At 68.1% G+C, this 25,960-nt stretch carries 17 protein-coding genes; 6 read left to right on the forward strand and 11 right to left on the reverse strand.

Translation table 11 applies throughout. The annotated features are described in order from the left end of the window. Window positions 1-152 precede the first annotated feature (152 nt). Window positions 153-830, forward strand: a complete 678-nt coding sequence (locus IP91_RS13275; RefSeq protein WP_145649501.1) for a hypothetical protein — start codon at window positions 153-155, stop codon at window positions 828-830. Between the two features lie 3 nt (window positions 831-833). Here the strand turns inward: IP91_RS13275 and IP91_RS13280 are convergent, their stop codons facing one another. Beyond that, on the reverse strand, window positions 834-1,760 hold the full coding sequence (locus IP91_RS13280) for a histone deacetylase family protein (protein ID WP_145649502.1): 927 nt from the start codon (window positions 1,758-1,760) through the stop codon (window positions 834-836). A gap of 81 nt (window positions 1,761-1,841) precedes the next feature. Between IP91_RS13280 and IP91_RS13285 the strand changes: the two genes are divergently transcribed. The 5 genes from IP91_RS13285 to IP91_RS13305 all read left to right on the forward strand — a co-directional run bounded on the left by IP91_RS13285 (window position 1,842) and on the right by IP91_RS13305 (window position 7,695). Then, window positions 1,842-2,762: an AAA family ATPase gene (locus tag IP91_RS13285; RefSeq protein WP_145649504.1), complete on the forward strand. Its 921-nt coding sequence runs from the start codon at window positions 1,842-1,844 to the stop codon at window positions 2,760-2,762. A gap of 27 nt (window positions 2,763-2,789) precedes the next feature. Then, complete coding sequence (locus tag IP91_RS13290) at window positions 2,790-3,779, forward strand: DUF58 domain-containing protein (RefSeq protein ID WP_145649505.1); 990 nt, start codon at window positions 2,790-2,792, stop codon at window positions 3,777-3,779. Continuing rightward, window positions 3,776-5,785 (forward strand): transglutaminase TgpA family protein, encoded by a 2,010-nt coding sequence (locus IP91_RS13295; protein ID WP_145649506.1) that lies wholly within the window; start codon window positions 3,776-3,778, stop codon window positions 5,783-5,785. Before IP91_RS13290 ends, IP91_RS13295 begins: the two co-directional genes overlap by 4 nt. Beyond that, on the forward strand, window positions 5,782-6,939 hold the full coding sequence (mltB, locus tag IP91_RS13300) for a lytic murein transglycosylase B (RefSeq protein ID WP_145649507.1): 1,158 nt from the start codon (window positions 5,782-5,784) through the stop codon (window positions 6,937-6,939). Before IP91_RS13295 ends, mltB begins: the two co-directional genes overlap by 4 nt. Window positions 6,940-7,344: 405 nt before the next feature. Then, window positions 7,345-7,695 (forward strand): hypothetical protein, encoded by a 351-nt coding sequence (locus IP91_RS13305; RefSeq protein WP_145649508.1) that lies wholly within the window; start codon window positions 7,345-7,347, stop codon window positions 7,693-7,695. A 183-nt stretch (window positions 7,696-7,878) separates the two neighbouring features. Here IP91_RS13305 and cysM read toward each other — a convergent pair whose 3' ends face one another. From cysM to IP91_RS13355, 10 genes are all read right to left on the reverse strand, one after another. Next, window positions 7,879-8,781 carry a cysteine synthase CysM gene (gene cysM, locus IP91_RS13310; protein WP_145649510.1) on the reverse strand — a complete coding sequence of 301 codons (903 nt, stop codon included), beginning with the start codon at window positions 8,779-8,781 and terminating at the stop codon, window positions 7,879-7,881. A gap of 188 nt (window positions 8,782-8,969) precedes the next feature. Continuing rightward, entirely contained in the window at window positions 8,970-10,103 is a 1,134-nt protein-coding gene (locus tag IP91_RS13315; RefSeq protein WP_145649511.1) for an ABC transporter ATP-binding protein, read from the reverse strand. Window position 10,104: 1 nt separating this feature from the next. Continuing rightward, window positions 10,105-13,980 carry a GH36-type glycosyl hydrolase domain-containing protein gene (locus IP91_RS13320; protein ID WP_199754592.1) on the reverse strand — a complete coding sequence of 1,292 codons (3,876 nt, stop codon included), beginning with the start codon at window positions 13,978-13,980 and terminating at the stop codon, window positions 10,105-10,107. 9 nt (window positions 13,981-13,989) lie between these two features. Continuing rightward, entirely contained in the window at window positions 13,990-15,348 is a 1,359-nt protein-coding gene (locus IP91_RS13325) for a GH1 family beta-glucosidase (RefSeq protein ID WP_145649512.1), read from the reverse strand. 5 nt (window positions 15,349-15,353) lie between these two features. Next, the gene (locus tag IP91_RS13330; protein ID WP_145649514.1) at window positions 15,354-18,434 is read right to left on the reverse strand and encodes a discoidin domain-containing protein; all 3,081 of its coding nucleotides are present in this window, start codon (window positions 18,432-18,434) and stop codon (window positions 15,354-15,356) included. Continuing rightward, complete coding sequence (locus tag IP91_RS13335) at window positions 18,431-19,240, reverse strand: carbohydrate ABC transporter permease (RefSeq protein WP_145649516.1); 810 nt, start codon at window positions 19,238-19,240, stop codon at window positions 18,431-18,433. The genes IP91_RS13330 and IP91_RS13335 overlap by 4 nt, the downstream gene beginning before the upstream one ends. Beyond that, window positions 19,237-20,130: a carbohydrate ABC transporter permease gene (locus IP91_RS13340; protein ID WP_229474371.1), complete on the reverse strand. Its 894-nt coding sequence runs from the start codon at window positions 20,128-20,130 to the stop codon at window positions 19,237-19,239. Before IP91_RS13340 ends, IP91_RS13335 begins: the two co-directional genes overlap by 4 nt. Window positions 20,131-20,135: 5 nt before the next feature. Next, on the reverse strand, window positions 20,136-21,410 hold the full coding sequence (locus tag IP91_RS13345) for a sugar ABC transporter substrate-binding protein (RefSeq protein ID WP_145649520.1): 1,275 nt from the start codon (window positions 21,408-21,410) through the stop codon (window positions 20,136-20,138). Window positions 21,411-21,412: 2 nt separating this feature from the next. Next, window positions 21,413-22,837 (reverse strand): glucoamylase family protein, encoded by a 1,425-nt coding sequence (locus tag IP91_RS13350; protein ID WP_199754593.1) that lies wholly within the window; start codon window positions 22,835-22,837, stop codon window positions 21,413-21,415. Window positions 22,838-23,054: 217 nt separating this feature from the next. Continuing rightward, window positions 23,055-25,943 (reverse strand): TonB-dependent receptor, encoded by a 2,889-nt coding sequence (locus IP91_RS13355; RefSeq protein WP_145649521.1) that lies wholly within the window; start codon window positions 25,941-25,943, stop codon window positions 23,055-23,057. Window positions 25,944-25,960 lie beyond the last annotated feature (17 nt).

Raw genomic sequence — 25,960 nt, forward strand, 5'->3', positions numbered from 1 at the left:
TGCCCCGGGAACCATTGAATGGACATGCTGTTGCCTTCTGAATCTGGAAATCAATCCGCTATTTTACCGGCAGCGGGCGGCCCTTTTCACTTTGTGGCAGCGGCGCTGCTAACATGAACCCTTTTTGCCACCGCTTCAGCTGCATGAAATACTTGACTGCCCTCCTCTCCTTCGCTGCCGCCACTGTCTGCGCGCAACCCGTCGTCGAAGTGCGGGACGTGCGCGATCCGGAGCTCAAGCCGTATGCGACGATGGTGAAGGGCCTCGATGCGTTCGACGCCGAGCACGCCCGCGCGCCGCAGGCCACGCTGCGTTTCCTGCTGCGCCCCGCCACCCGCGCGGAGGGCCTGGACGGCCTGGAACTGAAGGTCTCCGGCGACCTGGTGACCTTGCCCGTGCCGCTCGATGCGGAGGGCGGCTTCGTCCTGCCGCGCAGCGCGGCGGCCCTGCAGGACCGCGCGGAACTGGTGCTGAACAAGAAGCGCAATTCGTTCCGCTGGCGGCCGGATGTGCGCTCCCCCGGCGTGGCGGCCGGCACGCGGCGCCTGGGCGACCTGCGCCTGCAATGCGCCGTGCAGTGGGCCATCGAACGCGAAGCCCTGACGCCGCGGGCCCGCGGCGCGCTGTCCGCCACCGGCGGGCCCTGTCACTCGCCGCTGATGCACATGGGGTTCGAGGCGGAGGCGCCGCTCAAGGGCGCCTGGCTGCACGAGGGTGCGCGGCGCGAGCGCATTCCCGTCAACCGGCATTTGAACCGCACGTTCAACCCGCCGCTGGCCGACCGCGCGTGGAGCGACGAGGCGGTAGTGGAGTTCGAACCCGCCGACTGAGCGTCAGATCTCGGCCAGCGCCTTCACATGCGCCACCACGCTGCGTCCCAGCGCGGACAGGCTGTAGCCGCCCTCCAGGCAGCTGACGATGCGGCCTTGCGCATGCTCCTTCGCCACCGCCATCGCCTGCTCCGTCAGCCACGCGTAATCGGCTTCGACCAGGCCCATGCCGCCCAGTTCATCCTCGCGGTGCGCATCGAAGCCGGCCGAGATGAACACCATCTGCGGGCGGAAGGCATGCAGCGCCGGCAGCCACTGCTCGGTGACCAGCTGGCGCACCGCATCGCCCTTCGTGCCCACCGGGACCGGCACGTTGACGCGGTTCGGCGTGACGGGCAGCGGCTCCGTGTAAGGATAGAATGGGTGCTGGAAGAAGCTCGTCATCAGCACGCGGGGATCGTCGCGGAACGCCTCCTCGGTGCCATTGCCGTGGTGGACATCGAAGTCGATGATCGCCACGCGCTGCAGGCCCCGCGCCTCCAGCGCATGGCGGGCCGCCACGGCCACGTTGTTGAACACGCAGAAGCCCATCGGCACGGAAGGCCGCGCATGGTGGCCGGGCGGGCGCACCGCGCAGAATGCGTTGTCGATCGCGCCGTCGATCACGGCGTCGGTCGCCGCCACCGCGGCGCCAGCCGCGCGCAGGGCGGCCGTGTAGCTGTGGCGGTTCAGGCAGGTGTCGCCATCGACGGGATAGTAGTCCTCGCCTTCGTGCGGCTGGCTTTGCGCGATGGCGATGGCATTGGGCGTGTGGTTGCGCGCGATGCAGGCCAGGTCGGCCAGCGGCGCTTCGCGGTGGTCCAGGAAATCGTCGATGTGGGCGTTGATCAGCTGGTCCGCGATCGCCTGCAGCCGGGCCGGCGATTCGGGGTGCCAGTCGCCCATCTCGTGGCGCAGGCAGTCGGGATGGCTATAGATGGCTGTGGTCATGGTTGCCGTACCGCATCAAAATTGGGCGTCCAGACGGCCGCAAGGTAGAATGATCCGCATCAGGGCCAACTATAACAGACCATGTATTCAAAATTGCATGCCGTGGCACGGCAGGTGGGCAACCTCATCGTCGGCAAGGACGTGCAGATCCGCCAGTCCCTGACCTGCCTGCTGGCCGGCGGCCACCTGCTGCTGGAGGACGTGCCGGGCGTGGGCAAGACCACGCTGTCGCATGCGCTGGCCATCTCGCTGGGCCTGAACTTCAACCGCGTGCAGTTCACCAGCGACCTGCTGCCGGCGGACGTGGCCGGCATCTCCGTCTACGAACGGGAAAAGAACGCCTTCGTGTTCCACCCAGGCCCGATCTTCACGCAGGTGCTGCTGGCCGACGAGATCAACCGCGCCACGCCGAAGACACAGTCCGGCCTGCTCGAAGCGATGGAGGAGCGCCAAGTCACGGCCGATGGCGTCACGCGCGCGCTGCCGCAGCCTTTCTTCGTCATCGCCACGCAGAACCCCACCCACCAGATCGGCACCTTTCCCCTGCCCGAGTCGCAGCTGGACCGCTTCCTGATGTGCATCACGCTGGGCTATCCCGACCCGGCCGCCGAGCGCGCGCTGCTGATGGGCCAGGACCGCCGCAGCATGCTCAAGGACCTGCCGGCCGCCATGACGCCGGCCGAACTGGCCGCGGCACAAGCGGCGCTGCGCGGCATCCACACATCGGCTGCGCTGATCGACTACATCCACGCGCTGGTGCTGGCCTCGCGCCAGAACGGCGCGTTCGCGGAAGGCCTGAGCCCGCGCGCCGCGCTGGCGCTGGTGCAGGCGGCGCGCGCCTGGGCCGCGCTGGAAGGCCGCGACCATGTGGTCCCCGAGGATGTGCAGGCGGTGCTGATTCCCGTCTGTGCGCACCGCCTGCGGCCCGTGAAGTCCAGCCACGGCGTGGCGCTGGCCAGCCGCGACCTGGTGCTGCAGCTGCAGAAGGCCGTGCCGGTCTGACATGGCGCGCATCGTGGTAACGGACCGATGGTGACCGCGGCCTGGCACCGTCTCTACCGGCTGCTGCGGCTGGAACGGCGCCGCGCCCGGGGCGGCGATGTGCTGCTCACGCTGCGCCGCGTGTACGTGCTGCCCACCCGTGCCGGCCTTGCCTTCGCCGTGCTCGTCGTGCTGATGCTGCTGGGCGCCACCAACTACACGCTGGGCCTGGGCTTTGCACTGACCTTCTTCACGGCCTCCTGCGCGCTGGCCGACATGGTGCTGACGGTGCGTAACCTGTCCGGACTGCGCCTGGCGGGCGGCCGCACGGCGCCCGTGTTTGCCGGCAGCACGGCGCAGTTCGAAGTGGTCCTGCAGGACACGCGGCGCGCCACCCGGCATGCCGTGCGGGTGGCCTTCGATGTCAAACCTGGCGCGGCCGACCAGGCCGCCGATGTGCCGGCCGATGGCAGCACCACGCTGGTCCTCGCCTTGCCCGCAGCGGCGCGCGGCTGGCTGCACGCGCCGCGCATCCGGCTCGAGACGCGCTTTCCGCTCGGCCTGTTCCGCGCCTGGAGCTGGTGGCAGCCGGACCTGCGCGTGCTGGTCTACCCCGCCCCCGAAACGCCGGCGCAGCCCCTGCCCGTGCGCGGTGCGGCCAGCGAAGAAGGCCACGGCGAAGTGGGCCTGGACAATTTCGCCGGCATCCGCAGCTACCAGCCGGGCGATCCGATGCGCCACCTGGCCTGGCGCCAGATCGCCCGCCTGTCGCCCGGCGACGGCGGCCAGCTCGTGACCAAGCATTTCGAGGGCGGCGCCGTGGCCGAACTGGTGCTCGACTTCCTGCAGCTGCCGGCGCACCTGGATGTGGAAGTGCGCCTGGCACGCATGACGCGCTGGGTGCTGGAAGCGGAACAGCGCGCCCTGCCCTACTCGTTCCGCATCGGCCACCATCATTTTCCCGCCGGCGTGGGCGACGCGCATCGTGCCGCCTGCCTGCGCGCGCTGGCCCTGTACGGCGAAGAAGCGTTCGCATGAAGGCGCCTTCCCTTCCCGCCCTGGCCCGCGACAAGCAGGACACGCTGCTGCTGGTCGTGGCTGCCCTGTTCGTCATCGCGCCGCACTTCGGCCACCTGCCCCTGTGGGCCAGCGCCACCGCCTGCGTGACGCTGCTGTGGCGCACGCTGCTGACCTTGCGCGGCCGCCGCCTGCCGCCCCGCTGGCTGCTGCTGCCGGTCGCAGTGCTGGCAATGGCGGGCGTGTGGCGCTCCTACGGCATGCTGCTCGGGCGCGATGCCGGCGTGGCGATGCTGGCGCTGCTGCTGGCCTTCAAGCTGCTGGAGATGCATGCCAAGCGCGACCTGTACGTGGTGCTGTTCCTCAGTTTCTTCCTGATGCTGACGAATTTCTTCTACTCGCAGAGCATCGCCACCGGCCTGGCCATGGGCGCCACCATCATCATTCTTCTCACGGCGCAGGTGACGTTCCAGTACACCGGCACCGTGCCGCCGCTGGGCCGGCGGCTGCGGCTGGCCGGGCGCATCTTCCTGCTGGCCGCCCCGCTGGCCATCCTGCTGTTCTTCGGCTTCCCGCGCATCCAGGGTCCGCTGTGGGGCTCGCCGGGCGATGCCGCCGGGCCGCGCACCGGCATCTCGGACACGATGTCGCCCGGCTCGATGTCGGGCCTGGCGATGTCCGAAGAACCCGCCTTCCGCGTGCGCTTCGACGGCCCCCCGCCGCCGCAGGACCGCCTGTACTGGCGCGGCCTGGTGATGAGCCGCTACGACGGCCGCACCTGGAGCCGCATCGGCGGCCGTCCGCACCGGGCCGCCAGCGCACAGGAGGCGCTGGCGCTGCGTGTCGCGGGCCGTCCGGCCCCGTATGAAATCACGCTGGAACCGAGCGGCCGGCGCTACCTGTTCACGCTGGAGCTGAGCGCGCCGGACCTGGCCGTTGCCGAAGAACGCGTGGTGGTGTCGGACGAACTGGAAAGCGCCACGCTGCGCCCGCTGCAGCGGATCGTGCGCTACCGCAGCGCTGCCTACTCGCAGTACGCCATCCAGCCGGACCTGGACCAGGCGCTGTCCGGCAAATGGCTGCAGCTGCCGGCCGGCTTCAATCCGCTGGCCCGCGAGCTGGGCGAACGCCTGCACCGCCAGTATGGCGCCCACCACCAGGGGACCATCGACGCGGTGCTGGCCATGTTCCACCAGCAGGGCTATTCGTACACGCTGCAGCCGCCGCTGCTGGGCCGGAACGCCGTCGACGAGTTCCTGACCGTCAGCCGCGCCGGCTTCTGCGAGCACTATGCCGGCAGCTTCGTGTTCCTGATGCGCGCGGCCGGCATTCCGGCACGGGTGGTGACGGGTTACCAGGGCGGCGAGCTCAATCCGGTCGATGGCGTACTGACGGTACGCCAGTCCGATGCCCATGCCTGGGCCGAGGTGTGGCTGGCGGGACGCGGCTGGGTGCGGGTCGATCCGACGGCGGCCGTGGCACCGGACCGGGTGCGGCTGGGGACCGCGAGCGCGCTGCGCCAGAAGGCGCCGTTCGGACTGGGCGGCCTGGCGGCGCTGCGCGACGACCGGGACTCCTGGCTGTCGCAACTGCGCTTCCAGACGCAGGCGATAAATAATGCCTGGAATCAATGGGTGCTGGATTACAATCCGGACCGGCAGAAGAATTTCTTGGCAGAATTATCCGGCACCTTCGGCCACTGGCGCATGCTGGCCGCCGCACTCGGTGTGGCTGCCCTGCTGTGGCTGTGGCGGTTCAGCCGGGCGCGGCGCCGGGGCGATCCCGTGCAGACTGCCTGGCTGAGGTTCTGCCGTATCCTGGCGGGCCACGGCATTGCGCGCGCGCCGGACGAGGGGCCTGCCACCCTGCTGCCGCGCGTCCATGCCGCCGGCCTGCCGGCGGAGAAGCAGGCCGCCATGACCGAATTCCTGGAACTGTACGGCGCGCTGCGCTACCGCGCGCTGGATGACGATGAACGACGACGGTCAGCCCGGCGGCTGGCCACACTGCTGAGCCTGTCACGATGAAACCAATCCCCCGCAAGCTGTTCTCCCTGCTGCTGGCCGCCGCTCTCGGCACGGCCAGCGTGCTGCCGGCCCATGTGTCGGCGGCCGCGCCCACCAAGTCCCAGAAAGGAAAGAAGGCTGCCAAGAAACCGGTCAGGAAGGCGGCGGCCGCGCCTGCCAGCGATTACTACACGGGCGAGTTCGTCAATTTCAACCAGTGGAAGGAAGTGCAGCAGTTCCTCGACGAGATGGTGGCGAAGCATGGCTTCACGCGTCCCGAACTCGAAGCATTGATGGGCAATGTGCGCTACCTCGATTCCGTCGTGCAGCTGGTGAAACCGGCGCCGCCCGGCAAGCCGAAGAACTGGCAGGTGTACAGCAGCCGGTTCATCGAGCCGATCCGCATCAATGCGGGGGTGCGCTTCTGGAACGAGAACGCCGAGGCGCTGGCGCGCGCCGAATCGCTGTATGGCGTGCCGGCCGAGATCGTTGCCGGCATCATCGGGGTCGAGACGATCTACGGCCGCGACACGGGCCGCTTCCGCGTCGTCGACACGCTGACGACGCTGGCGTTTTCCTACCCGGTGGCACCGAATCGCGAGGCGCGCATGGCGTTCTTCCGCGGCGAGCTGGAGGCCACGCTGCTGTATGCGCGGCAGACGGGCATCGATCCGCTGTCGCTGCAGGGCTCGTTCGCGGGCGCCGTCGGCCTGCCGCAGTTCATGCCCGGCAATATTTTGAAATACGCGGTCGACTTCGACGGCGACGGCCATATCGACCTGCGCAATTCGCCGTCGGACGCCATCGGCAGCGTCGCCGCCTTCCTCGTCGGCCATGGCTGGCAGCGCGATGAGCCGCGTCCGCTCGTGTATCCGGCCACCGTCTCGCCGGCGCGTTCGTGGGAGCAGTATCTGGATCGGGGCTTGCAGGCGACGGTGCGGCCGGAAGACTTGATGGCAGCGGGCGTCGTCACCACCTCGTCATTACCGCCGGGAATGCTGTATGGCCTGGTGGACTTGCAGAACGGCTCGGAGCCGACCGAATACTGGGTGGCAAGCAACAACTTCTTCGCGATTACGCAGTACAACCGCAGCTATTTCTACGCCATGTCGGTCGTGGAGCTGGGACGTGCAGTACGACTTGCGCGGGGCACATCGGCGTCGAACTCGCCTTGATGAATGTAATAAAGAGTAAGAACGACAAGTTGTCGGTTGAACTATTGCTTAATAGAATGTAATGTGATGCAAGTAGCACACTGTTGCTTTCGTGGCAGCATCGATAGCAAGATTTATATTACACTTAAAATTGCAGAATTAACAAAATCGTGATGGTTACTACCACAGGAACTGCGGTAGAATTCTCACCAATTGTTGCATTAAGACAACGGCAAGTCAGACTGGTAATATTTTTTATTGCTTTTAGTTACGACATTGCATCGTGTTGTACAATTGTGTATATATTATGAAACTTGTTATCCCGGAATCGCGTGTGAACAGTTCCTCAGTGAAGGAAAACATGCGCAGCTTAGCTCCGAGTGTTTCCACTTTGCAGAATAACTTTACAGAAGGAACAGACGCATCATGACAAACCAAGTCGGCATTGATATGAACAACGATTCGGAAGGCGACGACCTGCTGCAGTACAACCCGAATCGCCTGCTGGACACGCTGATCGAGAACCTGCGCCTGAAGAACGACGCAGCCCTGTCGCGCGCGCTGGAAGTGGCGCCGCCGGTGATCAGCAAGATCCGCCACCACCGCCTGCCGGTCGGCGCCTCGCTGCTGATCCGCATGCACGAAGTCAGCGACCTGTCGATCCGCGACCTGCGCTACCTGATGGGCGACCGCCGCAACAAGTTCCGCATCAGCGACAAGCAGTTCAAGCCGAAGGAAGGCGAAACGCCGGCGGCAAGCAGCACCAACAACAGCTGATTGCTGAATCAAAAAGCCAGGCACTGCCTGGCTTTTTGCTATGGCGCTGTCACCGCAGCCTGTGGAATCGGGGCACGCCACCGGCACCGGTGCGGTGCCACCGACTGCGGTGACAGCGCTTTTGCCATCTGTCGCGCCCCGTGTGCAGCGGGGCAAGCGCGGGTGATTCACCCCGGTGGCCTCTCAGGCAGGAAACACGCCCGTCGACAGGTAGCGGTCGCCGCGGTCGCAGACGATGAACACGATCGTCGCGTTCTCCACCGTTTGCGAGACGCGCAGCGCAATCTCGCAGGCGCCCGCTGCGGAAATGCCGCAGAAGATGCCCTCTTCCGCCGCCAGCCGGCGCGCCATGCGTTCGGCCGCCGCCTGCGACACGGATTCGATCTGGTCGACCCTGGCCTTGTCGAAGATCTTCGGCAGGTAGGCTTCCGGCCACTTGCGGATACCGGGGATCGACGAGCCCTCTTCCGGCTGCGCGCCGATGATGCGCACGGCCTCGTTCTGTTCCTTCAGATATTGCGACACGCCCATGATGGTGCCGGTGGTGCCCATGGCCGACACGAAGTGCGTGATGCGCCCTTCCGTGTCGCGCCAGATTTCCGGCCCCGTGCTCTCGTAGTGGGCGCGCGGATTGTCGTGATTGGCGAACTGGTCGAGGATGATACCCTTGCCGTCGCGCTGCATCTGGCCGGCCAGGTCGCGCGCGTATTCCATGCCGCCCGTCTTCGGCGTCAGCACGATCTGCGCGCCATACGCGGCCATGCTCTGGCGGCGCTCCTCGGACAGGTTCTCCGGCATCAGCAGCACCATCTTGTAGCCGCTGATCGCCGCCGCCATCGCCAGTGCGATGCCGGTGTTGCCGCTGGTGGCTTCGATCAGCGTGTCGCCCGGCTTGATGTCGCCCCGCTCCTCGGCACGGCGCAGCATCGACATCGCCGCGCGGTCCTTCACGGAGCCGGCCGGGTTGTCGCCCTCCAGCTTGCCCAGGATGATGTTGTTGCGCGCCGCGGCATCCGCCCCCGGCAAGCGCATCAGCTGGACCAGCGGTGTGTTGCCGATGGTATCGGCAATAGTTTTGTATGCCATGCGTCCGCTCTTTTTCACAGAAAACAACCATTTTAATCCGAGAGCGGGCCCGCCGCTTGGCGCCTCCTGCCGAGCCCGTGTCCACCTTGGGGTCAGACCCCGACATGGACACGGACACAGCCATTGCATTGCTGTTGAGCTCGTGTCCTTGTCGGGGTCTGACCCTGTGGTGGACACGGGCTGGACAGTCAGCGCCGGGCGTTGCCGTCGGCGTCGAACAGGTGCCAGTGCGCGGCTGGCGCGGTGACGAGGGCGGCCTGGCCCGGCTGCCAGTCGATGCCGCTGGCGGTGCGGGCGACCACCGTTTCGCCGGAGCTGGCCGTCTGCAGGTGGACGTAGCTGAAGTCGCCCAGCAGCTCCACGGTCTGCACGCGCGCGGGGATGCCGCCGGCCGTGCCGTCCACAGCGCCGTCGCGCGGCGCTGTCACCACCACATGCTCGGCACGCAGGCCCAGCGTGACGGGCGCACCGGCTGGCAGCCCGGCCGCGGGCGGCAACGTGACGCGGCCACCGGCAGCCAGCGCAATCGTGCCGCCGTCCGCCCCGTCAGCCGGTGGCACGCCGCCAGCATCATCGCCGGGTGCCACCGCCCCGCGCAGGAAATTCATCGCGGGGGAACCCATGAAGCCGGCCACGAAGAGATTGTCCGGCCGGTTGTACAGCGCCAGCGGCGCGCCCACCTGCTCGATCTTCCCGCCGCGCAGCACGACGATGCGGTCGGCCAGCGTCATCGCCTCCACCTGGTCGTGCGTCACGTAGACCATCGTGCTGCGCAGCGTGCGGTGCAGGTTCTTCAGCTCGATGCGCATCTGCACGCGCAGCGCCGCGTCCAGGTTCGACAGCGGTTCGTCGAACAGGAACACCTCGGGATGGCGCACGATGGCGCGGCCGATCGCCACGCGCTGGCGCTGCCCGCCGGAGAGCTCCTTCGGCTTGCGCTCCAGCAGCGGCTCGATGCGCAGGCTGGTGGCCGCCGCCAGCACCTTGTCGCGGATGGTGTCGCGCGGCGTGCCGGCCAGCTTGAGCGCGAACGCCATGTTCTCGTACACCGTCATGTGCGGGTACAGCGCATACGACTGGAACACCATGGCGATGCCCCGCTGCGCCGGCGGCACCTGCGTCATGTCGCGCCCGCCGATGGCGACCGTGCCCTCATCGGGCTCCTCCAGCCCGCAGATCGTGCGCAGCAGCGTCGACTTGCCGCAGCCGGACGGCCCGACGAACACCACGAACTCGCCATCGGCGATATCCAGGTCGATCCCGTGCAGGATCGCCGTGTCGCCGAAGCGCTTCCTCACTCCCCGTATCTGCAGGCCCGCCATCTCAGTCTCCCAGCACAATGTCAATGACATGCGCGCCACCGTCGCCTGTCAGCGGAATGCGTGCCCGGCAATCCACCGGCTGCAGCGGCGCGCCATCCATCGTGACGGCGACAACCCGCGCCGCACTGCCGGCCGGATTGCGCACGACGATGTCGTACGAACCGCCACCGGGCGCGTTGTAGTGGATGCGGAATTCCGGCCAGTCGTCCGGCACGCGCGGCGCGATCACCAGCGTCGTGCCGTCCTCGATCGTGAAGCCCAGCACGGACTCGAGGCCGACGCGGAACATCCAGCCGGACGATCCCGTGTACCAGGTCCAGCCGCCGCGCCCCACATGCGGTGCTGTGCCGTAGATATCGGCCGCGATCACGTAAGGCTCGACCTGGTACACGGCCACCGCGGCCGGGTCCAGCGCATGGCTGACGGGCGACAGCATCTCCAGCAGCCGCGCCGCGCGGTCCCGCCGGCCGTCTTCGGCCAGCGCGCGCACCGCCCAGCAGGCCGCATGCGTGTACTGGCCGCCGTTCTCGCGCACGCCCGCCACGTAGCCCTTGATGTAGCCGGGATCGTGCGGCGTGTCGACGAACGGTGGCGTCAGCAGCCGGATGATGCCGTCGTCCTCGGCCACCAGCTGCGCCTCCATCGCATCGAGCGCCTGCCGCGCGCGCTCCGGCGGCGCCGCGGCCGAGATCACCGCCCAGGCCTGGGCCAGCGCATCGATGCGGCATTCGTCGCTCTCCTTCGAACCGAGCGGTGCACCGTTGTCGTAGTAGGCGCGGCGGTACCACGCGCCATCCCAGCCGCCATCGTTCAGCGCCACCGCCAGGTGCTCCAGGTAAGCCGTGTAGGCCGCGATGCGCGCCGTGTCGCCGCGGCGTTCGCAGAGGGGCAGGAAGTCGCGCAGGATGCGCGTCAGGAAGAAGCCCATCCACACGCTCTCGCCCTTCCCTTCGCGGCCGACGCGGTTCATGCCGTCGTTCCAGTCGCCCGTGCCCATCAGCGGCAGGCCGTGCGCGCCCTGCGTCAGCGACCGGTCCAGCGCGCGGCAGCAGTGTTCGTACACGTCGGCGCTCTGGCCCGACAGCGCCGGCTTCAGGTACACCTCGTCCTCGCCGTCTTCCAGCAGCGGCGCCGTCAGGAACGGTTCCACCTCATCGAGCACGGTCCAGTCGCCCGTGGTGTGGACGTAGAACGCCGTGATGTAGGGCAGCCAGCACAGGTCGTCCGAGAAGCGCGTGCGCAGGCCCTGCTCCATCGGCGCCACGTGCCACCAGTGCAGCACGTCGCCTTCCACGAACTGGTGCGCCGCATGGATGCGGATCTGCTGGCGCGTCAGGTCCGGCCGCGCGTAGATCATGGCCGACGCATCCTGCAGCTGGTCGCGGAAACCGAAGGCGCCACCGGACTGGTAGAACGCCGAGCGGCCCCAGATCCGGCACGACAGGTTCTGGTACGTCAGCCAGCCGTTGAGCATCAGGTCCACGGCCGGCACCGGCGTCGTCACCCGAACGGCGCCCACCGTCGCGCGCCAAAAATCGACGATGCCTTCGAGCGCCGCCTGCACGGCGCCCCCTTCGCGATAGCGCTGCACCAGCGCCAGCGCCGACTCGCGTGCGGTCGTCTCACCGAGCAGGAACACGCATTCCAGCGTGGCGCCCGGGGCTAGGTCATACGTGGCCTGGAAGGCGGCGCACGGGTCGAGCCCTGCGCCGCTGGCATGGTCGAGTGCCGGCTGCGCCAGCGCGGCGGGACGTGCCGGGCTGCCATGGCGGCCGATGAAGCCGGCCCGGTCCGCGCTGTAGTGCGTGGCCTGCGCGCCGCCGGCCAGCGCGGCGGCAAACGTGACGCCATCGGCGAAGTCGCCGGCCTGCGCATTGGTGGCCAGCAGCGTGGCTGCCGCGTCGTCGTATGCCGTGACGACGTGGCGGCTGCTGTCCTCCGGCGTGCCGCCCAGTACCAGCCGCTGGTACGAGAACAGCGACAGCTTGCGGTGCCGCCCGCTGTCGTTGCTGACTTTCACGCGCACGATCTTCACCGGATCGTGGCGCGGCACGAAGACGATCGTTTCCTGCGCGAGGCCATGGCTGGCGTGGGTAAAGCGCGTGTAGCCGAAGCCGTGGGCGGCCTCGTAGTGCGCCGCGGCCGGCACCGGGCCGGGCACGGGCGACCAGTACTCGCCGGTGTCCTCGTCGCGCAGGTACAGCGCCTCGCCATGCGGGTCGGCGATCGGGTCGTTGTACCATGGGGTCAACCGGTGGACGCGGCTGTTGCGGCTCCACGTGTAGCCGGCGCCGCTGTCGCTCACCAGGCAGCCGAACGCTTCGTTCGAGATCGCGTTCGTCCAGGCCAGCGGCGGGCGGCGCAGCTGCTGCGTAACGCGGTCGAAGTCCAGCCGGATCACGTATTCGTCGCCCGCCGGGTTGAAGCCGCCGACACCGTTGAAGAATGCCAGCGCTTCCCGCGCCGGCACGGGCGCCCCGCCACCGCCCATGCCCTGCCGCGGCGGCAACGGTGCCAGGCTGCCATCGGGCCGGCCCAGTCCCGGCAGCTTGCCGCGCACGACCAGCTGCGCCGTGCGCTCGAATTGTTCGAGATGGCCTGGCGCGAAATCCGTGGTCTGGCGCACGACCACGTCCGGTCCCGGGTCCACCAGGTTGCCATGCGCATCAACCACCAGCAGTGCCAGGTCGAGTCCCTTGGCCCCCCAGTAGCGCTGCGCCGACAGCAGCGCCCCCAGCATCAGGTCGTCCGGCCCGGCCGTGTGGACGATGGCAAGCTGGCCTGGCGGGATGCCATACGTGGCGGGATCTGCCGACGGGTCGGCGGGATGGCTTGCCGCCTCCGCGCGCACGGCCGGCTGGCCGTACAGCACGGCCGCGGCCAGCTGGTGATGGTAATCGGCCTGCGCGGGCGGCAGGCCGACGCTCTGCTGCAGCACCGTTTCGCGCTGCTGGGCATCGGCCAGGATGGCCGGCAGGTTCAGGTCCGGCAGCGCGGCGGCCAGTGCCAGCGCCGCGTCGCGCGTGTCCGCCGCGCCCAGCATGAACACGAGGCGCACCTGCTCGCCGGCGCCCAGCGCCAGCGAGCGGCGCAGCGCGAGTGCCGGGTCCAGCACGTTGCCGGCGGTGCCCGTCAGCGCCCCTTCGATCCCCAGCGGCTGCGACAGGTCGCGGCCGCGGCCCACGAAGCGGGTACGGTCCGTGTCGAACTGCGGCTCCGTGCCGCCGGTGGCCGCGTTGACCATCCACTGCCCCGCCTCGTCCGCCCCGCGCGGACGCCGGTGCGCCAGCAGCGCGCCGGTGGCCGCATCGTATTGCGTCTGCACGAACAGCTTGGAAAACGCCGGGTGCGAGGCCTCGTCCGCCTGGCGGTTCAGCACCACTTCCAGGTAGCTCGTCAGCTCGATCAGCCGCGCGCGGCCGGACAGGTTGGAGACGACGACGCTGCGCAGTTCCACGTCCTGGTCGGGATGCACGAACACTTCCATGTGCGCGAGGATGCCGTGCGCGGACACCTCTATCCACAGGCTGGCACTGCCGGCGCCGCCGGCACGCTGCACGTCCGGATCGTGCAAGCCGGGGCAAGGCTGGGCACCCACCGACCACAGCTCGTGCGTCTCCGCATCGCGCAGGTAGAAGAACCAGCCTTCGGCGTCTTCCACGCGGTCGCCATGCCAGCGGGTCAGCGCCACGTCGCCAGCCCGGGTGAAGCCGGTGCCGGATTCGGTGATCAGCGTGGTCAGGCGGCCGTTCGACAGCAGCCGGGCGTCGGCTTTCAGCTGCGCGGCCTTCGACTGCGCAGTGTTCGACTGCGCGGCCTTCGGCGGCACTGGCGGCATTGGCGGAACTGGTTCGGGGGTCTGACTGGTCGATGCCATGCTCTCTCCTTACGCGGGGTCGTTCAGGCAGGCGCCGTTGCTGGCGACGACCTGCGCATACAGCAGCGCACTGTCCTTCGGTGTGCGCTGCTGCGTCTCGAAATTCACGTGCACGATGCCGAAGCGCTTCGCGAAGCCGAGCGACCATTCGAGATTGTCGAGCAGCGACCATACCATGTAGCCACGCAGGTCGACGCCCTGCTCGATGGCGGCGTGGAGGGCGTGCAGGTTCTTCTTCAGGCAGTCGACGCGCAGCGGATCGTGCATCTGCCCGTCCTCGGCATTGGGCGGATCGTAGAACGTGGAACCGTTCTCCATCACGTACACGGGCAGGTCGCCGTAGCGCCGGCGGAACTCGACCAGCGTGTCCGTCAGCCCCTGCGGGAACACTTCCCAGCCCGTCTCCATATGGGTCGACTGCGTCTGCCGCACGGCCGCGACCTTCAGCGGCCAGTTGGTTTCTTCATGCCGGCACACGCTGCGGGTGTAGTAGTTGATGCCGATGTAGTCGAGCTTCTGGCCGATCAGGTCGAAGTCCTCCCGGGGCCAGTCGGGCCAGGCAGCGCCGAAGATTTCCTTCAGCTCGGCCGGGTAATGGCCATGGAACACGGGATCGAGATACTGCCGGTTCATGTAGGCATCGGCACGCCGCGTGGCGGCGATGTCCTGCGGCTCGTCCGATGCGGGGTATTTCGGCTCGATGTTGACGACCAGGCCGATCCGGTGCTTGCCGATTTCACGGTATACCTTCACGGCGGCGCCATGCGCGCGCAGCAGGTTGTGGCTCGCGATCGGCGCTTCGTACAGGTTGCGGTGACCCGGCGCCAGCGGGCCGTGCAGGTAGCCGCCGTCCGTGACCACCCAGGGCTCGTTGAGCGTCGTCCAGAAGCACACGCGCCCGTCGAAGCGTTCGAACAGCACGCGTGCGTAGTCGGCGAACCAGTCGGCGATCGCGGGGTTGAGCCAGCCGCCGCGGTCGTCGAGTGCGGCCGGCAGGTCCCAGTGGTACAGGGTCAGCATCGGCTCGATGCCGTTGGCCAGCAGCTCGTCGATCAGCTTCTCGTAGAACGCGATGCCCGCCTCGTTGACGGCACCCGTGCCCTGCGGGAGGATGCGGCTCCACGACACGGAGAAGCGGTAGGCCTTCAGTCCCAGGCTGCGCATCAGCGCCACGTCCTCGCGCCAGCGGTGGTAGTGGTCGCAGGCGATGTCGCCCGTGTCGCCGTTGGCGATCTTGCCGGGCGTGGCGGCAAAGCGGGTCCAGATGCTGTGGCCCGCGCCGTCGGCCAGCGGCGCACCTTCGATCTGGTAGGCGGAGGTGGCACTGCCCCACAGGAAGTCCGGCGGAAAGTGGATGGGTTTGCTCATGGTGTTCACCTCGGAGTCGATTGAATGGTCAGCGTGGCAGGCAGCGCGCGGAGCGTCACCTGCCCGTCGTTGAGAAGGACCGGCCGGCCGTTCAGCAGCGCGGCGCCGGGAGGATGCGGGTACGGCCAGCGCAGCACGATGCCGCCCGGCGGGATCTTCAGGCCCGCATCGACCTGCAAGGTCAGCCGGCCATCGGCTTGCCGCAAGCGGTAGCCGAGCGGCCCGTACGGCGTGCGCAGCCGCCGGATCGCGATGCCGTCACCGTCGAGCCAGGCGAGCGGAATGCCTTCGGCCAGCAGCAGCGCATGGTCCGGCTCGCGCTCGTAGGCAAAGGAGTCGAGCGCGGCGCGCAGGAAGTCGGACGAGATCCAGCCATGCGGCATGTCGCCCAGGAAGCGCGGCTCGCGCGCGTCGCGGCCCACCACTTCGGCCCACTGGTTCCACGCGCGGGGACGCTGGTCCGCGTAGAACCAGGCCAGCAGTTCCTCCGCCCGGCTGCGCCAGCCCAGCCGCACGAAGGCGCTGACATTGCGCAGTTCGTAGGGCGTGTAGTCCTGCCACGCGGCCTTGCCGTCGCGCCGCGCCGTGAAGAAGTCCCAGTATTTTTCGTAGGTCCCGTGCAGCAGCTTGCGCGGCAGGTGCTGCTGCTCGCCGCCGGGCGTCAATGCGATCGTCGTGGAGGTGGGATCGAAGTCGCCCAGCTCCGCCGCACCGGGCAGGTAGCCGATGCCGTGCTGCCGCGTGGCCCTGGCAATCGATGCATACAGGTCGCCGCGGAACGCGTCGCGCTGGCGTGCCAGTGCGCGTGCCTCGCCCTGCTGCCCCAGCGCCTGCGCGATCTGCACGGCATCCTTGTAGCCGCGCAGCGCCCAGAAATCGTCCCAGTACGAGTGCATCGGCTTTTCCGAATAGCCCTCGTGGCTGATCGATGCCGGCATCAGGCCGTACAGCGCCGTGCCTGCCTGCGCAGCGGTGCGTTCCGACTGGCGCAGCGTTTCCATGTAGCGCGCTGCCGCCCGCACGTTCGGCCACACGGCGGCCAGCGCCGCCTGGTCGCCCGTGTAGCGGTACAGTTCCGCGGCCAGGAAGATCAGTTGGCCATGGCTGTCGTTCTCGGGCACCGGATCGGCACCGCGTCCGTCCACGCAGCACGGCACCTTGCCGTTGCCGAACTGGTAGGGCGCATACCAGCGCAGATAGTCGGCGGCCGTCTCCGGCTGGCCCATGCGCAGCAGCGCCTCGGACATCATCGCGCCGTCGCGGATCCACGAGCGCAGGTAGGACCGCGTGCCGGGCTGCAGCGCCGCGCCATCGCGCGTCATCAGCAGATGTGCGAGCGACGAACGCAGCGTATCGGCCATGGCGCGGCCGGCCGGCGGTACCGCCAGTTCGACCTGGTTGAGCCGCGCGCGCCATTCCTGGGCCACCTGCGCCTGCGTGCGGTCCAGCCAGGCGATGCCTTCCGCCGGCACGGCGAAGTCGCCCGTCAGCGGTGCCGCCACGCCGATCACGGCCCTGCCGTGCGGCGGCAGCTGCACCGTCCAGCGCAGCGCCGCCGAGGCGAAGCCCGTGTCGTCCCGCACGGCCGCCACCGCACTGCCGCCTTCGTGCGGCAGCAGCCCGCCATCGAACGTGGCAAGCCGCACCCCATCCGGCGCGGTCAACGGGATGACCTGGTGCGCGCCATTGACGGACAGGCTAGCGCCATCCCACGCCAGCGCGCGGATCGGGCTGAAGCCGCCCGGCGTGTTGAGGAACTGGCGCGGCGCGTTGACCTGGAAGGGCCGCGCGGCCAGCACCAGCGCGAGCAACTGCGGCACATCCTTCAGGTTATGCAGCTCGTAGCGGGCCAGCAGCTGCGAGCGCTCGCGCGTGCCGCTGGCCGCCGCGGTCGTCGTCAGCGTCCAGCCGGGCGCCTCCCACCGTACCGAGGGCACGGGCAGGTAACCGTCCTGCAGCGATTGCGTGATGCGCACGTCGGCCCAGCCGGCCAGCTTGCCATCCGCACGCACGAAAGGCTCCAGCGAAAAGCCGCCGCGCACCGTTTCGATCGCGCCGTCTTCCGACAGCAGCGCGCTGTGGTCCGCGCCGCCATCCACGCCAACCAGGGTCCAGTACGGCTGCTCCTTCGTGAACCCGCGCGGATAGCGGCCGCGTGGCGCCTCGGCCGACAGCGCATCGATGAAGGCGTTCGGCGTGGCACCGAAGGCCAGCTCCTTGACTTCCAGGCCGGCCAGCGCGTAGCCGGCCGGCGGACTATCCGGCAGGCGGATGCGCACGTAGCGCGCTTCCGATTCCGTCAGCAGCAGCGGATCGCTGCCGCCGTTGCCGTCGCGGACCGTGCGAACCGTCTGCCAGGTATGCCCATCGACGGACAACGCCACCTCGTAGCGGCTGGCATGCCGGCCAGGCTGCCAGCGCAGCACCAGGCCACCGAACTCGCGCACCGCCCCCAGGTCCACGGTGGCCTCCTGCGGTCCCCTGCCCGGCACCGACTGCCACGCCGTACCCGGCCGGCCATTCACAGTCGGCGCCGGCCAGCTTGCCGGCACGGGCGGCAGCGCCGTCATCCGCAGCTCGTCCAGAAGGATCGATCCCCTGCCGCCGCTGCCGGCACTGACGACGAACTCGACCCGGTCGGCATGGCGCAGCGTGCGGTCCTTCGTCGGTCCCCACGCGAACGCCACCTGCCGCATCTTGAAGCGCACCTTCGTCCAGCCGTCCGGGAAGGCGTGATCGGGCAGCCGGTACCACCAGACGTTGTCGCCGGCCGCATCTGTCAGCTTGAACTCGAAGTGGTTGGCCGGCGCATCGGCCCGCACCATGAAGGAGATCTCGTAGTTGTCCGGCAGGTCGAGCGGCAGCGTGCGGCGCACGAACGCATAGCCGCCCCGGCCGCCGAAGTCGAAGTCGAGCCGCAGCGCCCGGCCTGCGTGACCGGGTACCAGGCCTGCTTGCGCCGTCACGCCATCGGAGGCCTCGGCATGCCATGGCGCCAGCGTCTCGAAGGCGTCCAGCACCTGGGCACCCGCCAGCGCGGGCAGCGCGGCGCACGCTGCAAGCAGCCAGGCAAGGAAGCCCTTCATCCCTTGACACTCCCCACCAGCAGGCCCTGCACGTAGTAGCGCTGCAGGCCCAGAAACAGCAGCAGCACGGGCACGATGGTGAGTACGGAGCCGGCCATCATCAGTTCGCTGTCCTGCACGTGTTCGCGCGACAGCGAGGCCAGCGCCACCGGCAGGGTGTACAGCTCCTTGTCGGTCAACACGATCAGCGGCCACATGAAGTCGTTCCACGTGCCGAGGAAGGTGAAGATGGCCAGCGTGACGAGGATGGGGCTCAGGAGCGGCAGCACGATCGAGCGGAAGATGCGCCACTCGCCCGCGCCGTCCATGCGCGCCGCTTCCAGCAAGGCATCCGGAATCGTCAGTGCATACTGCCGTACGAGGAAGATGCCGAATATGGAAGCGATCGCCGGCACCAGCACGGCGCCGTAGGTATTCACCAGGTGCAGCTCCTTCAATAGCAGGAACAGCGGCAGCATCGCCACCTGCCCGGGAATCACCAGCGCGCCCAGCAGCGTGCGGAAGATCCGGTCGCGGCCGGCGAAGCGCAGCTTGGCGAACGCATAGCCGGCCGTGACGTTGAACAGCAGCGACAGCACCGTGGCGGCCGACGACAGCAGCAGGCTGTTGACGACGTAGCGGCCGATGCCGGCGCTGGCGAACAGCTCGCGATAGTTGGCCAGCGTGGCTTGCGCCGGCAGCAGCGGCGGCGGGAACGCGCTGGCCTCGCCGGGCTGCATCAGCGAGACGGACACCATCCACACCAGCGGAAACAGCGCAACCACGCCGGCCACCAGCATCAGCAGGTTCAGCACGATCTTCTTCATGCTTCCGCCCCCCTGGCGATGCGCAGCTGCAGCAGCGTGACGGCGAACATGATCGCGAACAGCACGAAGGCCACGGCCGAGGCCACGCCCAGGTTCCACCATTTGAAGCCCTGCTCGTACATGAAGTACAGGACGCTGACGGTGCTCTGCACGGGGCCGCCCTGCGTCATCACGTACGGCTCGGCGAACAGCTGGAAGTAGCCGGACATCGACAGGATGCTGACCATCAGCAGCGTGGGCCCCAGCATCGGCCAGGTCACGTAACGGAACTGCGCCCAGCCGCCCGCGCCGTCGATCTCGGCGGCCTCGTACAGGTCGCGCGGAATGCTCTGCAGCCCCGCCAGCAGGATGATCATGTTGTAGCCGAAGTTCTTCCACACGGCGAACAGGATGATGGCCGGCATGCCCCAGGCCGGGTCGCCAAGCCAGTCCACCGGGCCGATGCCGAACCACGAGAGCACGTAGTTGACCATGCCGTAGCGCGTGTGCAGCAGGTAGCGCCAGATCACGGCGACGGCCACGAGCGACGTGACCACGGGCGCGAAATACACCGTGCGGAACAGGCCTTTCAGCCACGTCACCCGGGCATCGAGCAGCAGCGCGGCGCCCAGCGAGGCAGCCATCGACAGGGGCACGCCCACGATCACGAAATAGAAGGTGTTGGCCAGGGCGCGCCAGAACAGCGGCGTCTGCAGCAGCTCGATGTAGTTGCGCAGGCCGACGAAGCGCAGGTTGCGCAAATCCGCCAATGCGTAGATGTCGAAGTCGGTCAGACTCATGACCAGCGCGGCGCCCACCGGCAGGAAGAAGAACACGGCGATCGCGATCAGTGCCGGCGCGACGAAGCACCACGCGGCGCGGCGCGAGGCCGGCAGGGAAGTCGATTGCAAGGCCCTCATGCGCGCCCCCCGCGTGCCAGCATCCACCGGCGCTTCTCCAGGATGCGGTCGGTCCTGGCATCGAGTTCCACTGCTGCGGCCGCAACGGCGATCTCGCCATGCGCCACCCGCTCGCCCATCACGCGCAGCTCGGCCAGGATGCTCTCCCACTCCGGCACCTTCGGTTCGGGCCGGACATGTTCCAGCTGCTCGCGGAACGGTCGCGCCTGGGGATCGCCCGCCAGCGCCCCATCGGTCCAGTTGGCGCGGCGCGGCGGCAGGTTGCCCGTCAGCCGGTTGAAGCGCGCGGCCGTATCGACCTGCGACAGGAACTCGACCAGCTGCCAGGCCTCCTTCCGGTGTGGCGAGCTGCTGGCCACGGCCAGGCTGGACCCGCCGGCCAGCGACGCGGCGGGCCCCTGCGGACCCGGCACCAGCGCCGTGGCCCAGGTGTGCTGCAGCGCCGCGGGGATGCGCCGCCTGAATTCGCCGAGATTCCACGGGCCGGACATGTAGAACGACACGTATTCGAGGCCGTACTCGTGGTACACGTTCGACACGCGCTCCATCGGCGCGAGTTTTTCCGCATACATGTCGGCGTACAGCTGCAGCGCCTTCCTGAAACCGGCGCTGCGGAAGTTGCCGTACCGGCCGCCGTCGCGCAGCAGTTCGTCGGGCTGCTGCAGCGCCAGCACCAGCAGCGGCGCGAACTCCTCGTGCGGCAGCAGGATCACGTACTTGTCCGGTCCCACCAGCTTCTTCACGGCGCGCATCGCGTCCATCCAGCCTTCCCAGGTGGCCGGCATGGCCTGGTAGCCGGCCCGCCGCAGCAGGTCGCGGTTGTAGAACATCACGCGCGTATCGACATACCACGGCACGCCATACAGGCCGCCATCGATGACATTGGTGTTCCATATCCCGGCGAAATAATCCGCCGGATCGAGCGTGGCCGAGGCGGCGACATAGTCGTCCAGCGGCGCGATGGCCTTCAGGGCCTGCAGCTCGGCGACCCAGGTATTCCCGAGCTGGAACAGGTCCGGCATCGACTCGCCGGCAAATGCCGTCAGCAGCTTTTCGTGCGCGGCGGTCCACGGCAGCTGCTGCACATCGACGCGCACGCCGGGGTGCAGGCGTTCGAACGCCGGGATCAGCTGCTGCACCACTTCGCCTTCGCGGCCCATCGCCCAGAAGCGCAGCACGACACGGCCATCATCCGGCGTGCGGCTGCACGCACCCAGGCCCGCGGCGAGCGCGCCAGCGGACAGGTAGCGCAAGGCGGTGCGGCGCTGCATGCTCACTTGTCCAGCCATCCGCCGGTGAAGCCGGCACGGACCAGGCCAGTGCGGATGGCCGGATTGGTGCGCATCACGCGCCAGACGAAGTCGTTGCGGTAGTTCTCCGCCATCGCCAGGATCGGGCCCTGGTCGATGCCGAGGTAGTCGCCCGCCACCCAGCCCCGGCCCGGCACGACCTTGCCGTGCTGGAGTTTCAGGGCGGGACCGGTCCGGTACTGGAAGCTGGGATTGAAAGCGTCGAGGAAGCCATAGCGCCCGTAGATGAAGTCGCCGTAGCGTTCCTTCATCCGCACCACGGCGGGAATCGCGATCTCCGGCGCGAACGGCAGCGAACCCGCCGCGGCTGTCGGCGCAATGGTGCAGTCGTCATAGTGATCGACGCTCATGCCGCGCGCGGCGTAGGAGCGGAACTGCAGTTTCCTGCCGCCGTAGTCGAGCACCTGGTCCACCGGACCATCGCTGGCGGTTAGGCCCCACACATCGGCGCCGTAGCCCTGGCACTTCAGCGGGTTCTGCATTGCGTAGTCGCGCTGGGCATAGGTGGCGCGGCGGCTGTTCTCGAAATAGTCGTAGCTGCCCTCGCGTTGGCCCAGCTTGCGCAGGTAGGCATCGCGGATGCCGCGGAAATCGATCCACACATGGCTGTACTGGTGCACGAACAGCGACGGGAACGCCAGGTGCGGCCGGTCGAACGGCGCCGACCAGCTGCGCTCGTAGGTGCTGGTCCAGGCCCGCCAGGCTTCCGGGCCCAGCGCGTGCTCCAGTTGGGGCGAGCCCAGCGCCAGCACGTACAGCAGCATCGCTTCGCTGTAGCCGGTCCAGTCGTACTTGATGAAGCCGGCGTCCGGCCGCCAGCCCAGCGCCACGGCGGACTGCCGGTTGGTGGCCCACTTCCAGTCGACGCGGGCGTACAGTTCCGCAGCCAGGCGGCGGATCTCGATCTCGTCCGGCTCCTCGCGGTCGAAATACGACTGGGCGAACAGCGCGCCGGCGATGAACAGCGCCGTGTCGATCGTCGACAGTTCCACGTTCCCGTAGCGCTGGCCCGTCTTCATGTCGAGGAAGTGATAGAAGAAGCCCTTGTAGCCGGCCACGCCCGTCATGGCATCGCCCTGCGGCGCATTGCGGAAGAAGCGCAGCGTGGCCAGCGTGCGCGCGCGGGCCTGGGCGCGGCTGATGTAGCCCTTCTCCACGCCGATCGGGTAGGCCGTCAGTCCGAAGCCGACGGCCGCCACGCTGGAGAACGACGGCGTGGGATGCCGGTCCGGCACCAGGCCGTTGGCGGGATTCGCGGTGTCCCAGAACCACTGGAACGTGCGCTGCTGCAGGTCGTCGAACAGCGGCGGCAGCGGGTTGTCGGCGCGGGCGGCCGTGGACAGCAGGCTTGCGATGGCAAGCGTGAGGGCGGAGAGTGGACGGCGCATGGATGTCGGCTCTGTGAAAGTGGAAGGCTGCCGGCCGCCGCCGCACTGCCGGACTGCGCAATGCGGCGGCCTGCTTAAAGGGCCTGCTTAAAATGGCCTGCTTAAAATGGCCTGCTTAAACGGCCTGCTTAAATGGCCTGCCCTAAAGGACGTGCCTAAAAGGCGCGCCTATGGGGCTTGTCTATGGCGTGTCTAAGGGCTTTCCTGAAGGGCGTGTCTAGAACGCGTACCTCGCAGAGACCTTCAGCGTGCGCATCGGCCCGCCCATCGAATTGGCCAGGCCCACGTTCGGGTTGTCGCCGCCGTAGCTGTTGGCCGAACCCGGCCCGCCGATCCAGCCGTCGTAGCCGCCGTAGTTGATGCTGTTGAACAGGTTGATCACGTCAGCCCGCAAGGTCAGCGCGCCGAAGCCCAGCTTGATGTCCTTGGCCAGGCCCACGTCGACCTGCTTGAAGTTGTCGCCATCGCCCTTGATCGCATAGCAGTTCGAGAACCCCGTGTGGCAGTCGGTCACGCGGTACGGCAGGCCGGAACCATAGGTGGCCTTGGCCGACATCAGCACGCCCCATGGCAGCAGGTCGCCGGACGTGGCCGCGACGACGAGGCGGTGCTTCTCCACTTCCGCCGACGGGAACCACTGGCCCGGGAAGCGGCCATAGGTCCAGTTGAAGATATCGTTCTTGAATTCCTTGTTGGTGGTCTGCGCGTCGCTGTAGGTGTAGGTGGCCGACAGCGTCCAGCGCGAGGCCCGCGTGTACGGCTTGTCCACCTTGAAGTACACGGTCTGGGTCTTGGCCTGGCTGATGAAGTCGCCCAGCACCAGCGTGCTGAACGGATCGACGGAACCCCACAGCGGATCGATCGGGCTCTGCGTGCCCCAGCCGCCCTGCGGGTCGCGGTTGCCGCCGAACCAGTTGAACTGGTTGCGGCTGCGCGAGTTCGTGTAGCCCGCCTCGCCGTTCCACATGCCCAGCGCCTGGCGCAAGCCGAAGCTGAACTGGTCGGTGTACGGCGCCTTGTGGTCGTTGCGGATCATCCAGATCTCGCCGTTGACCTGGGCATTCTTCTGCAGCTCGTCCAGCGCGTAGTTGGCCACGGCGCGGTCGTAGGCGCGGCCCCAGCCGCCGAACACGACAGAGCTGCGGTCGCCCTTCAGGTCGTACGAGAAGCCCAGGCGCGGCTGCCAGGCATTCTTGAACGCCTTGCGGCTGTCGCCCGTGCTGACATAGTCGCCGATGGTGATGCCGCCCTTGGCCAGCGACTGCGCATAGGTCTGCCCGGCCGGTGCGCCGGCGCGCGGATCCTGCCGGCCGAAGATCGCCAGCCGCTCCGCCGGCGTGGCGTAGCCGTCGTTGAGCATATTGTCTTCGTAGTCGTAGCGCAGGCCCAGGTTCAGCTCCAGCCGGTCGGTCGCCTGCCAGTCGTCCTGCAGGTAGAGGCCGTACTGCTTGTTCTTGAAATCGACGCCGATCGGCGCGATGGCCCGTTCGGTCCGCGTGGTGCGCGGGATGCCGGTGACGTTGTCGATCAGCTGTTCGAGCATGTCCACCGCCCGCGCCGTGCCGGACAGGTCGTACTCCATGCGCTTCACCTTGAAGCCGCCCTTGAGCGTGTGGCGATCGAAGCCCGTGTAGGTCAGGTCATCCTGGAACAGCAGCCCTTTCTGCTCGCGGAACTGGGCGTTCGGCGACCCGCCGGCGATCAGCACGCTCACGACATTGTTCGGCGTGTTGGTCGGCGAGACGAGGTACTTGATGTACGGGTCGCTCGCCGTCGAATGCGGGTTCCACGTGTACTTCTCGTAGCCCACGCGGGCCTCGTTGACGAAGTTATCGGTCGTCCACGTGTGCTTGACGTCGAAGCGGTCCTCGTCGTTGTCGCGCGCCACCTCGTTGCCGGGCAGGGACAGCAGCTTGTCTTCCGGGACCAGGTCCGTTTCGCGCCGCACGCGCAGCGTCGCTTCCAGCGCATGCGCGTCCGAGATGCGGAAGTCGAGCTTGCCGAGGAACAGGTCTTCGTCGAACTTGGACGTGGTGGCGCCCTGCTGCGCCAGCAGCGAGGGCACGATGCCCGCATTGGGCAGCAGGTTGGCATTCTGTGCCAGCACCTGGCGCGGGTCGTCGATCTTCTTGCCTTCGTAGGCGAGGAAGAAGTGCGCCACGTCCTTCTTCAGCGGGCCGCCGACCGTCATGCCGAATTGGTCCTGCTTCGACGACGGCCGGCCGATGCCCTGGGCCTCGGCCTTCTTCTGGAACGGGTCCATCGCCGTGATGCTGGTGCCCGTGTGGTCCCAGAACACGTCGCCATGCAGCTCGTTGGTGCCGGACTTGGTGACGGCCGTGATCGCGGCGCTCGACACCTGGTCGAATTCGGCCTTGTAGTTCTGCGAGATGACCTTGTACTCGGCGATGGCGGACTGCGGGAACGGATTGCCGCGGCTGGAATCGAGGCCGGACACGCCGCCGCGCAGGATATTGTTCTTCTGGCTGACGCCGTCGATGAAGACGTTGACGTTGTCCTGGTTCTGCGCGCCGCTGCGCAAGGTCACGTTGCCGGACTGGTCGACGTCGAAGCGCACGCCCGGCGCCAGGTCGGCGAACGACAGGAAGTTGCGGGTGGTCTGCGGCAGCCGCTCGATCTGCTCGCGCGAGACGGAGGTGCCCACCTCCGACGTCTTCACGTCGCGCCGCGCGACGGAGCCCGTGATGACGATCTGCTGCGGTGTCGCGCCCGTGGCCGCGACCGTGTCGAGGTCCACCGTGCTGGTCTGGCCGACGGACAGGGTCACCGTGTCGGTGGCCTGCTCGCCGACGCGGATCTGGTACGAGCCTGGCGCGAGGCCCGTCAGGACATAGCTGCCATCGGCCCGCGTGGTGGTGCGGTAGGCGTAGCCGTTGGCCTGGTTGACGGCCGAGACGGGGGTGCCCGCCGTGCTGGCCGCGCCCGCCGCCGTCACCTGGCCACGCAGCGTGGCCGTGGACAGCTGCGCGAACGCGGGACTGCCCGCCAGCAGTGCCGAGGCCAGTGCCGCCGCCATCACTGTCAGGCGCAGTATCGGTCCCGCCGTTGTTCGCGTTACTGGACTGCCTTGCTTGGTGCTGTTCATTGCCGGTCTCCTTTTTT

The organism is Pseudoduganella lurida (assembly GCF_007830455.1).
GTDB classification, from domain to species: Bacteria; Pseudomonadota; Gammaproteobacteria; order Burkholderiales; family Burkholderiaceae_D; genus Rugamonas; species Rugamonas lurida.

Excerpts from the sequence above, each read along its gene's own strand:
- IP91_RS13280 (WP_145649502.1), bottom strand. The coding sequence starts at position 1,760 with ATGACCACAGCCATCTATAGCCATCCCGACTGCCTGCGCCACGAGATG.
- IP91_RS13285 (WP_145649504.1), top strand. The coding sequence starts at position 1,842 with ATGTATTCAAAATTGCATGCCGTGGCACGGCAGGTGGGCAACCTCATC.
- IP91_RS13290 (WP_145649505.1), top strand. The coding sequence starts at position 2,790 with ATGGTGACCGCGGCCTGGCACCGTCTCTACCGGCTGCTGCGGCTGGAA.
- IP91_RS13295 (WP_145649506.1), top strand. The coding sequence starts at position 3,776 with ATGAAGGCGCCTTCCCTTCCCGCCCTGGCCCGCGACAAGCAGGACACG.
- mltB (WP_145649507.1), top strand. The coding sequence starts at position 5,782 with ATGAAACCAATCCCCCGCAAGCTGTTCTCCCTGCTGCTGGCCGCCGCT.
- IP91_RS13305 (WP_145649508.1), top strand. The coding sequence starts at position 7,345 with ATGACAAACCAAGTCGGCATTGATATGAACAACGATTCGGAAGGCGAC.
- cysM (WP_145649510.1), bottom strand. The coding sequence starts at position 8,781 with ATGGCATACAAAACTATTGCCGATACCATCGGCAACACACCGCTGGTC.
- IP91_RS13315 (WP_145649511.1), bottom strand. The coding sequence starts at position 10,103 with ATGGCGGGCCTGCAGATACGGGGAGTGAGGAAGCGCTTCGGCGACACG.
- IP91_RS13320 (WP_199754592.1), bottom strand. The coding sequence starts at position 13,980 with ATGGCATCGACCAGTCAGACCCCCGAACCAGTTCCGCCAATGCCGCCA.
- IP91_RS13325 (WP_145649512.1), bottom strand. The coding sequence starts at position 15,348 with ATGAGCAAACCCATCCACTTTCCGCCGGACTTCCTGTGGGGCAGTGCC.
- IP91_RS13330 (WP_145649514.1), bottom strand. The coding sequence starts at position 18,434 with ATGAAGGGCTTCCTTGCCTGGCTGCTTGCAGCGTGCGCCGCGCTGCCC.
- IP91_RS13335 (WP_145649516.1), bottom strand. The coding sequence starts at position 19,240 with ATGAAGAAGATCGTGCTGAACCTGCTGATGCTGGTGGCCGGCGTGGTT.
- IP91_RS13345 (WP_145649520.1), bottom strand. The coding sequence starts at position 21,410 with ATGCAGCGCCGCACCGCCTTGCGCTACCTGTCCGCTGGCGCGCTCGCC.
- IP91_RS13350 (WP_199754593.1), bottom strand. The coding sequence starts at position 22,837 with ATGCGCCGTCCACTCTCCGCCCTCACGCTTGCCATCGCAAGCCTGCTG.
- IP91_RS13355 (WP_145649521.1), bottom strand. The coding sequence starts at position 25,943 with ATGAACAGCACCAAGCAAGGCAGTCCAGTAACGCGAACAACGGCGGGA.